The sequence below is a fragment of the Clostridia bacterium genome (assembly GCA_028698525.1).
In the GTDB taxonomy this organism is placed as follows: Bacteria; Bacillota; Clostridia; order JAQVDB01; family JAQVDB01; genus JAQVDB01.
The window spans coordinates 23,931-34,188 of sequence record JAQVDB010000022.1; the positions used below are offsets into that span (position 1 = coordinate 23,931).

General features: G+C 35.2%; 13 protein-coding genes and 1 riboswitch. Of the genes, 12 read left to right on the forward strand and 1 reads right to left on the reverse strand.

Translation table 11 applies throughout. From position 1 onward, the window contains the following. The first annotated feature begins 43 nt into the window (after window positions 1–43). From PHP06_04705 to PHP06_04715, 3 genes are all read left to right on the forward strand, one after another. A complete protein-coding gene (locus PHP06_04705) occupies window positions 44–928 on the forward strand; it encodes a sugar ABC transporter permease (GenBank protein ID MDD3839857.1) in 885 nt (294 codons plus the stop codon). Between the two features lie 15 nt (window positions 929–943). After that, a complete protein-coding gene (locus PHP06_04710; GenBank protein ID MDD3839858.1) occupies window positions 944–1,792 on the forward strand; it encodes a carbohydrate ABC transporter permease in 849 nt (282 codons plus the stop codon). A gap of 176 nt (window positions 1,793–1,968) precedes the next feature. Then, window positions 1,969–2,232 carry a hypothetical protein gene (locus tag PHP06_04715; GenBank protein ID MDD3839859.1) on the forward strand — a complete coding sequence of 88 codons (264 nt, stop codon included), beginning with the start codon at window positions 1,969–1,971 and terminating at the stop codon, window positions 2,230–2,232. A gap of 57 nt (window positions 2,233–2,289) precedes the next feature. Here the strand turns inward: PHP06_04715 and PHP06_04720 are convergent, their stop codons facing one another. Then, window positions 2,290–2,847: a biotin transporter BioY gene (locus PHP06_04720; protein ID MDD3839860.1), complete on the reverse strand. Its 558-nt coding sequence runs from the start codon at window positions 2,845–2,847 to the stop codon at window positions 2,290–2,292. A 166-nt stretch (window positions 2,848–3,013) separates the two neighbouring features. Then, window positions 3,014–3,113: riboswitch (TPP riboswitch) on the forward strand. Window positions 3,114–3,192: 79 nt separating this feature from the next. Here PHP06_04720 and thiT point away from each other — a divergent pair. The 9 genes from thiT to PHP06_04765 form a co-directional block, all read left to right on the forward strand. Next, window positions 3,193–3,840, forward strand: a complete 648-nt coding sequence (thiT, locus tag PHP06_04725) for an energy-coupled thiamine transporter ThiT (protein MDD3839861.1) — start codon at window positions 3,193–3,195, stop codon at window positions 3,838–3,840. Window positions 3,841–3,964: 124 nt separating this feature from the next. Beyond that, on the forward strand, window positions 3,965–5,365 hold the full coding sequence (gene pepV, locus PHP06_04730; GenBank protein ID MDD3839862.1) for a dipeptidase PepV: 1,401 nt from the start codon (window positions 3,965–3,967) through the stop codon (window positions 5,363–5,365). A gap of 25 nt (window positions 5,366–5,390) precedes the next feature. Beyond that, entirely contained in the window at window positions 5,391–5,672 is a 282-nt protein-coding gene (locus PHP06_04735) for a DUF503 domain-containing protein (protein ID MDD3839863.1), read from the forward strand. A gap of 312 nt (window positions 5,673–5,984) precedes the next feature. Beyond that, a complete protein-coding gene (locus PHP06_04740; protein MDD3839864.1) occupies window positions 5,985–6,356 on the forward strand; it encodes a phage holin family protein in 372 nt (123 codons plus the stop codon). A 129-nt stretch (window positions 6,357–6,485) separates the two neighbouring features. After that, entirely contained in the window at window positions 6,486–6,989 is a 504-nt protein-coding gene (locus PHP06_04745; protein ID MDD3839865.1) for a hypothetical protein, read from the forward strand. A 171-nt stretch (window positions 6,990–7,160) separates the two neighbouring features. Continuing rightward, the gene (locus PHP06_04750; GenBank protein ID MDD3839866.1) at window positions 7,161–8,030 is read left to right on the forward strand and encodes a peptidoglycan-binding protein; all 870 of its coding nucleotides are present in this window, start codon (window positions 7,161–7,163) and stop codon (window positions 8,028–8,030) included. 136 nt (window positions 8,031–8,166) lie between these two features. Then, window positions 8,167–8,328, forward strand: a complete 162-nt coding sequence (locus tag PHP06_04755; protein MDD3839867.1) for a hypothetical protein — start codon at window positions 8,167–8,169, stop codon at window positions 8,326–8,328. Window positions 8,329–8,394: 66 nt separating this feature from the next. Continuing rightward, complete coding sequence (locus PHP06_04760; GenBank protein ID MDD3839868.1) at window positions 8,395–9,552, forward strand: amidohydrolase; 1,158 nt, start codon at window positions 8,395–8,397, stop codon at window positions 9,550–9,552. Window positions 9,553–9,581: 29 nt separating this feature from the next. Beyond that, on the forward strand, window positions 9,582–10,258 hold a 677-nt coding region (locus tag PHP06_04765), incomplete at its 3' end, for an amidohydrolase family protein (protein MDD3839869.1).

Consider the following 10,258-nt stretch of genomic DNA (forward strand, 5'->3'; position numbering starts at 1 on the left):
TGAGCATAGTATTTATACATGTTTAATTGAAAGGGGAGAGGACATGAAGAAGAGTTTTCAAGCTAAGATGAGAGATTGGCTCCCGGGATATATGTTTTTGTTGCCTGCAATGTTCTTTTTTATTCTTTTTGTTGTATATCCTATGATAAAAGGAATAACTATAAGTTTTTATGATTATACAGCAACAAAATATGAATTTACCGGATTTAGCAATTTTACGTATCTTTTAAAAGATGAGAATTTTATAAAATCTATGCAAAACACTATATTATTTGTTATAGGCAATGTACCCTTAGTACTGATATTTTCACTGTTTGTATCTATAGTTATATATAATAAATCAGAATTTACAAGGTCGTTTTTCAGGGCAACATTTTATCTGCCCGCAGTATCATCTATAGTAACTATTTCTATAGTGTGGAAATGGATATACAGCCCTAGGGGCGGTATATTGAACAAGATAATGGAATCATTTGGTGCACAGCCGATCAACTGGTTGGGCGATGAAAGATATGCATTAACTGCGATGATAATAATACTATTTACTCTGTCGGTAGGCCAGCCAATAATCCTATATATAGCTGCATTGGGCAATATACCAAAAGATTATATTGAGGTGGCAGACCTGGATGGTGCCACACCATGGGATAAATTTAAAAACATTTATTGGCCTTTAATATTGCCAACTACATTGTATATAGTAATAATAACTACCATAAATTCATTCCAGACATTTGCCATAGTGCAATTGCTGACAGGTGGAGGACCTTTCTATAGAACCTCAACCATATTGTTTACGTTGTATAAATCAGCGTTTGAATTGCAAAATTACGGACTTGCATCTGCTATGGGTGTAATATTGGCAGTGATAGTAGTGATAATATCTGTAATACAATACAAATACCTATCTACTGATGTGGAATATTAAGGAGGGAGGAGCAGAATGAAAGATTATGATGTTGTCGGAAGAAAAAAAGGAGTTTCAGCAGGACATGTAGTAGCTGTTATAGTGATATGCTTGTTCGCAGCGTTTTTCCTGTTCCCATTCTATTGGATGATAACAGGTTCGTTCAAGCCAATGGCATCAGTAACTGCATCATCCCTGGAGATATTCCCGTCTACACTATCTACAATGAACTGGGAAAAGCTGTTTAAGTACCCTGCATTCAAATGGCTGTTCAACAGTATGTTTACAGCATTTGGAACAATGGTGCTTGTATGTTTTACATCTGCGATGGCAGGCTATTCGCTGGCCAAAAAGCAATATCCCGGTAGAGAAGCATTGTTCTGGCTGTTCGTAGGAATGATGACTCTTCCCAGACAGGTGCTATTGGTTCCGCTTTTTACAATGGTATCAAAATGGGGTTGGTTGGATAGTTTTGAAGGTTTGATATTTCCTGCAGTAGGTTGGCCTTTTGGGGTATTCCTAATGAAACAGTTTAGCCAGACATTGCCTACTGAGCTGTTGGAAGCAGCCAAGATAGACGGATGTTCAGAGTTTAGGACATTTTGGGACATAGTATTGCCACTGGTAAAGCCAGGAATGGGCGCACTGGCAATATTCACATTCATGACTAGTTGGAACGATTATTTTTGGCAATTAGTATTGATCCAGAGCACCCCCATGAAGACACTTCCTTTAGGAGTTGCTGGACTGCAGATGGAATGGGGTACTGACTATGGACTGCTTATGGCAGGAGGAACAGCATCTTCCCTGCCCATGATTGTAGTATTCCTTGCATTCCAGAAATACTTTACAAAGGGTATAACTCTTGGGGCAGTCAAAGGATGATTTATATATATTAAAATCCGATAGCAGAAAGGTTATCGGATTTTTTTATGCATAACGTTTCTATTGAATACTGTGGAAAACAGATAAAAATATATTATTTTTGTCTGTTTAGGTCATCTTTAGCTAGCCTTTCAGAATAGATATTAATTAGATATTTAATCTGGGAGGTGTTTATATTGGACTTTTCTTTGACAATAAGCTATATTATTCCTGTCATGATAGCTTTAGCAAAAGTAGCTCAGATGTTAGGAGTACCTAAAAAATTTATTCCTGTATTTAATATTGTTTCAGGCATAATCCTAAGTGTTTTTTATTTGAATCCACTGAACATCAAGACCGGAATATTGGAAGGTATTATAGCAGGACTATCCGCATCAGGTCTGTATTCGGGGGTTAAAAATACTATTCAAGGTGTGAGAGAGCAAAGAAGTATTTTGTGACCGAAATAATATTGAAATTCTATAGGATAGAGATTAGTGCCTAATGAGGAGGGGATGTTAATTTAAACGTCCCCGAGACACATTATGAGTTATTTTTTTGGATATCAATGCTACCACTGCCGCTTTCAAAATATCCCCCGGCAGAAATATTACATTGATTTTTACTGCTGAAAGAAAGGTTATATCTGTGCCATTAACATGTTTTAATATAATATATAAATAGGGTACTCCTAATAAATAACAAGCTAGTATTCCGGACAAGCAGATAAGGAATGTATTATAAAAACTGCTATTATTATTTAGATATTTTGATGATAATACGCTTACTATATAAGATGCAATGACAAAACCTATCATGAATCCGAAAGAGGGCTGTAAAACATAGCTTATACCTCCACCTTTTTCAAATATAGGAATACCTAATAGACCTATAAAGATATAAAGTATCTGCGAAAATGCTGCATGCTTAGGTGGCAACAACATTCCGGAAAGGATAACAAAAAATAACTGAAGTGTTATTGAAACCGGGTACATGGGGATTTTTATAAATGCACCCACCGCTGTTAAAGCTGAAAAAAATGCAATAAGGATCATATCTCTTGTTTTTATGCCCATTAGCTCTACCTCCTATGTGTCATTTAAATGATTATTTAATATTTCCTAATAAAGTATAATTCAACGGCACAGGATTGTCAACTAGTAAAACATAAAAGGTTTACAATAAGCCTGTTGACAAATCTGTCTTTATCGACTAGAATTGAATAGGCAACTTAATAAGCAGTAAATACGCTGGGGGGGCTTAACCGCTGAGAAGGTGATATATTACCGACCCTTGGAACCTGTTAGATAATTCTAACGAAGGGAAGCGTATAATGTGAAACAACATTATGCGCAAGCAAAGAAAAGCTTGCGATTTTTATTTCCCCCTAATTGCGTGACTTAATGAGAGGGGGTGTATTTATGTCTGCTTCGGATTATTTAAAGTCTGTATTTGAAAAGTTTTCTGAATTAAAACCAGTTACAATCACCATACTTGCAGTATTTGTTTTGGCTTTTATTATTTATATTATTTCACCTAAAAAAGAAGCTAAAGGATATAATACTAAAATGATAGTCTATGCAGGTCTGTGTATAGCTATCTCATTTGTATTATCTTATTTAAGGCTTTACAGATGGCCACAAGGTGGTTCTATAACACCTGCAAGTATGTTGCCCTTGTTTGTGTTTGCTTACTTTTTTGGAGCTAAGGCTGGAATAACTGCAGGTGCCGCATATGGGCTTCTTCAACTTATCCAGGATCCATATATAGTGCACTGGGCACAGGTTTTTTTGGATTATCCTTTAGCGTTTGCAGCTTTAGGCATTGCAGGTTATTTTAAAAATAATTTGCAACTGGGTATAATTGTAGGAGGGTTTTCAAGGTTTTTCTTTTCATTTTTATCAGGTGTAATATTTTTCGGTGAGTACGCACCTGAAGGGATGAATGTGATATTATACTCAATACTTGTAAATTTACTTATTATTGGGACTGAAACAGTTATATGCTTGATAGTATCACTTATACCACAGGTTAATTCCATGTTTAAAAACTTGAAGAGCGAAATATAACATTAAAAAAACAGGATTATTTTTAATCCTGTTTTTTTATGCATAAGAGTTGTAGAATATTATATAATACAGATTATATATTTGTATTTATATAATAAAATATATTAAAGCAGGTGATTGGAAAATGATTTTGGATGAAATTATTGAAAGGTATAGGCAGGATATCATAGATCATACTGTTGAGCTTGTAAAGATAAAAAGTGTATTGGCAGATGCACAACCGAACATGCCTTTCGGGGAAGGGATTAATGACGCTCTTCAATATGTATTGAATTTAGGCAGCAAATTAGGTTTTAAGGCAGTAAACTTGGATGGTTATGCAGGCTATATAGAATATGGAAAGGGAAGCGATTTGATAGGTATATTAGTACATTTAGATGTAGTGCCTGAAGGAAAGGGATGGACATTTCCACCGTTTGGAGCAACTATTCACAAGAATAGGATATATGGAAGAGGGGCAATAGATGATAAATCACCGGCTATTGCATCTATTTTTGCATTGAAGGCATTGATGGAGTCAGGTCAAGATATAGATAAGAGGATAAGAATTATCTTTGGAACTAATGAGGAAAATGATTGGGAAGGGATCAATTATTATATCGAAAACGAGGAGATACCATCCTGTGCTATCGTGCCTGATGGGGATTTTCCGGTTATAAATGCCGAAAAAGGCATATTGAGCGTACGGCTTTCTGCCAGGGAAAAAACAATTTTTGATACTGAAATTATTAAGAGCATAAATATAAAGGGCGGAACAAGGGATAATATGGTTCCCGACTTTTGTAAATGTGAGATAGAAATGATGAAAGACTGCCATGTTGAACAATTATTACATAAGTTCGATTTATTTATAGAACAGACTGGATATGATATGAAATTTGAAAGGGATGATAACAAAGCAGCGATTATTTCCCATGGTATTTCAGCTCATGCCAGTATTCCTGAAGAAGGGAAAAATGCAGTTATGCAGCTCATCATGTTTTTAAGCGCTCTAAAACCTTGTATAAAAAGCAAGTTTGTAAATTTTATCGCTGACAAGATAGGTATGGACAACCATGGTACATTGATAGGATTGGATTTACAGGATGAGATATCTGGGAACCTTACTTTAAATCCTGCGTTGATAGATTTAGATGATGATAGGGCTATATTGACTATCAATATAAGATATCCTGTTACTTATTCTAAAGATGAAATATTGATGAGGTTGTTGGATGCTACACAAGCTTATAATATAGATATTGAAACAACCAGTCATATGAAATCCCATTATGTGCCTGAGGATTCTATATTAGTAAAAACCTTAGTTGATGTATATAATTCCAGTATGAACAGTAAGTTGACACCATTATCAACAGGTGGAGGTACATATGCAAGGGCTTTAGAGAATGCTGTAGCCTTTGGTCCGTCATTCCCACATACTCCCAAACTTGCCCATCAAAAGGATGAATATGTGGATATAGATGATTTGATAAAGAGCTGCAAAATCTATGTTAGGGCATTACACAAACTTTGTAAACAATAGATATCTGATATTTTAGGGGGATAAAATGTTTGTTTGTATATGTACTATAAAATTACATGTTTATAGCTCACACTCGTTAAAAGATAAGAGAAGTGTAATAAAGAGTATAATTCAAAGAGTTAAATGCAAATTCAACGTATCCATAGCAGAAATTGATTATTTGGATATTTTGACAAAGTCGGAAATTGGAATAGCATGTGTAGGTAATAGCGCAACGAGATGTAGTGCAGCTATGGACAGAGTTATAGATTTTGTTGAAAATGATTTACGTATAGAAATAATAGATATAAATAAGGAAATACTATAAATAACTTAAGGGATTCCTTTTACGGAATCCCTTATAAAAAATTTATAGTAAAAAAAGGAGGGAGTAAAATGAAAAAAATTTAGTATTATGTTAGTATTGCTTGTTGGTTGTGGTTGTAACTTTTACAACTATATTATAAGGCTTATCTAGCATTAAGTAAAGGGGTATATCCGAAATTTATAATTTTGGAATAAATTTTGCTAGTGAAATATAGTAAATATGTACAAAAAATATTTGTAATCATAGATTTATATAAATACGATGGTATAAAAACTTGTAAAAACAGGCAGATTATAAGTGGAGGTGATTAAAATGGCAGATGAACAGGGACAAAAAACAGAAAACAAGGGAACAGGATTGCTAGGGATTATAATAAGGTTTATTATTGCCGCGATAGTGTTGTTGATCACATCTTATTTAGTGCCTGGATTTGATAGAATGACTTTTGGTACGGCTTTAGTGGCGGCTATAGTCATATCGCTTTTAGATTACGCTATAAATAGATTGTTTAAATTTGATGCCTCTCCATTCGGAAGGGGCATAGTAGGTTTTTTAGTTTCTGCTCTGATAATCTATTTAAGCCAATTTATCATTCCAGGCATGGAGGTTACAGCATTAGGAGCAATTATTGCTGCCTTTGTAATAGGAATTTTTGACATGATAATTCCTATTGATGTAATGTAAAGACCGGATTTTCTAAATCTGGTCTTTTTTATTTACACAGTTGTTGGCTATACATTATAATAAAGATTAAGGTTGGAACGGGAAACTTTGACCTAATAGTCCATAATACAAGGCAGGTGTGGTGTATAAATGTCTCGAAAGACAAAAAAAGATATGATTTTATATATTTTTGATAAATATCATTTGAAGGAAGCTAGTATAGAAGAGATAGACTTGATAAATGATAAACTGACCATATATTTAGGCAGAGGAGGTAAAACGTCCAGAGGATATATAGCAGATGTATTGAAAGACGATGGGAAATGTGTAACATATGAACCTTCATATGGTCGGCTGGAAGGCGAATATAATGATGTATTTAAAAATATTCTTAAGTTTAAGACTGTAGACCAGGCTAAAGAGACTATCAGAAATCTTGACAGTCTTTATAGAATGTATAAAAAGCATGGGGATGACAAAGGTATTGAATTGTGTGAATGGCATGCTTTGAAGGGTTGGCAGATGTCCCAAGCTATCAGCATGAAAAAGAGTGTAGACATATATATCAGGCAAGAAAAACGTCAGATATCCGAGTATTTTTTAAAATGGTATAACAATCATGATTTATCTTTCACAGAAACACCAGGCCAGTAAAAAATGGTATCATGTCGCTATTTATAAGAAGTTTAACAATTACTTAACAATTTCTTAATATTCTTTAATGAATAGTAAACAATCCTCTTTTAGCTTGTTTTTAAGATTTGATAAAAACTAAAAAATAAGTAAAATACTATTATGTAAACCAATAAGCTGGGAGGGGTACTATTGAAGTTTAATTTGAAGAAAATATCTATTGTCCTTGTAATAATTCTTGCAACTGTTTTTGTGATAAATACAATGGCCAATGATGTATATGCAGCAGGATTATTGAAAGTCGGAAGTAGGGGAGAACAGGTAGCAAAGTTACAAAAGACTTTAAAAGGTAAAGGATATTATAGATATGCCAATATTACCGGATATTATGGAAATATAACTCGGGATGCTGTTATTAAGTTTCAGAGAGATTGCAAGATATCAGCAGATGGTATTGCAGGTCCTGTCACCTTAGGAAGGTTGTACGGCACAGGTAGTGTTCTAAAGAACGGTGACTCAGGCTGGAAGGTAACTCAGCTCCAGCAACAATTAAAAAAAGCAGGGTTTTTTAATAGTAAGGTCACAGGATACTATGGTGATCTAACTCAAGATTCGGTTAAGAGATTTCAATGGAACTACGGTTTATCAGTGGACGGAATAGCAGGTCAGAATACTTTGAGCAGGTTAAATAAGTATGATGGTGATATATATTGGCTTGCTAGAATAATACATGCAGAATCTTCAGGAGAAAGTTACTCAGGCAAGCTTGCGGTGGGTAACGTGGTGATGAACAGGGTAAGATCTGGTAAATTTCCTAATACGGTATATGGTGTTATTTTTGAGTATTATAAAGGTATACCTCAGTTTAGTCCGGTTGCAAACGGTACTATATATAATAATCCGTCGTCTGAAAGCTATAGGGCGGCAAGGGAAGCATATAGCGGCAATAATATAGTTGGTTCTGCACTTTATTTCTTTAATTCAGGCAAAGCGGTAGGACGATGGATTACAAGCAGCAGAAAATTTGCAGGCCATATAGGAAATCATACTTTTTATTATTAATCGCTGGGAGGACCTCTTTAAAGGGGTCCTTTTTTTCTGATTAGAGGTTTTGCGTGTTTCTATTTAGTTATTTAAAGTATATAATAATAGATATACTAGTACATTATAAAAACTTGAATCATTGAAGGAGGATTTGATGCATAAAACGTGTAAGATACTAGGCTTTGGCCTGATTGTTGGACTTTTAGGATATGGTGTATATAAAGTGATAAGGCATAAGATGTGTTGTCAAAAGGAGCAAAGCTGGATAATTGAAAGGACTAAATATGGTAATATAATATATAAAGAGCAATATTGATTATTTTAACCAATATGCTTATAGGCAATGGATGATAATAAAAAGCATACAGGAGGATAAAAAAATATGATTTTAATTAAAAATGCCAAAATATTAACTATGGCCGGGAAGGATTATGATAACGCCGATATTTTAATTGAAAACAAAAAAATAAAAAAGGTAGCACAAAACATCGATGCAGAAGGGGATGTTATCAAGATTGATTGTACAGGCAAGTATGTTATGCCTGGAATGGTAGATGCGCACTGCCATATCGGTATGTGGGAAGATGCTATAGGATTTGAAGGGGCGGATGGAAACGAGGGTACTGACCCTGTTACCCCTCATTTGAGGGCGATAGATGGTGTAAATCCTATTGATAGGTGTTTTGAGGAAGCGAGAGAAAATGGTGTTACTACGGTAGTAACAGGACCGGGTAGCGCTAATGTTATAGGAGGACAATTTGCAGCCCTTAAGACTGTAGGTAAAAGTGTGGAGGATATGGTTATAAAAGAACCGGTTGCCTTGAAAGTTGCTTTTGGGGAGAACCCTAAAAGTGTATACAGCAAGCAGAAAAAAGCGCCTAGCACCAGGATGGCGACTGCTGCTATTTTAAGAGAAACTTTGATAAAAGCAATGGAATACAAGGGAAAAATTGAAAGCTCCAAACGTGATGGTGACAAAAAGCCTGAAAGAGATTTAAAGTTGGAAGTACTTGTTAAGGTTTTAAATGGTGAGATACCTTTGAAGGCACATGCCCATAGGGCAGATGATATACTTACTGCTATCAGGATAGCAAGGGAGTTTAATGTGAACATCACTATAGATCATTGTACTGAAGGACACAAAATAGTAGATTATCTTATAGAGGCAGATGTCCCTGTTATAGTAGGACCTACTTTAAGTGAGAGATCAAAGTATGAATTAAAAGAGCTGAACTTTAAAACTCCTGGTATTTTATCCAAAGCAGGTCTTGACGTTGCTTTAATGACTGATCATCCGGTAATACCCATACAATATCTTCCCGTATGTGCAGCTCTTGCTGTTAGAGAAGGCATGGATGAGCAACAAGCATTGAAAGCAATAACAATAAATCCTGCCAAGATAATAGGCCTTGATGACAGAATAGGAAGCATTGAGCCAGGGAAAGATGCTGATATAGTGGTGTTAGATGGACATCCTTTGGAGTTTATCACTAAAACATATATGGTAATGATAAATGGGGATATTGTTTTTAGAAGATGAACGAATAGGAAGTGTTGATTTTGGGGGATATGGTCATATCAAACGGCAGAATATTTGACGGCAGTGATTTTATAGGACAAAGCTGTGTGGTGATCGAGAAGGGAAAAATTAAACGTGTATGTAATGATAATTTTAAATCATCGGCTCAAATTATAGATGCGGCAGGTAAAATAGTTTCACCGGGTTTTATAGATATTCACATGCATGGGATTAAGGGTAATGATTTGATGCAGGGTAATGCAACAGCAATATGTAAAATGGCATCTGAAGTTATAAAACATGGGGTCACTTCTTTTACACCGGCAACTGTCACTGCCTGTATACAGGATATTCAAAATGCTTTGAAGGCCTTTGAATATGCCAGGAGCAGCCAAGATTTGTACAAGCAGGCCCAATTACTAGGAGTTCACCTGGAAGGACCGCTTATAAATCCTTTAAAGAAAGGCGCACATGATGAGAAGTACATACTGGCGCCAACCATAGAAAATTTTTTAAAGGCATGCGGGCAGTATGAGGATATGATAGATACTGTTACCCTATCGCCGGAATTAACCGGTGCACAGGAACTAATCAAATATCTATATAGGAAAGGTATTAAAATTGCGCTGGGACATACTGATGCTTCATACAAGGATACGGAACATGCCGTTTACTGTGGAGCTAGCAGAATAACCCATGTATTCAATTGTATGAAAGGTATACATCA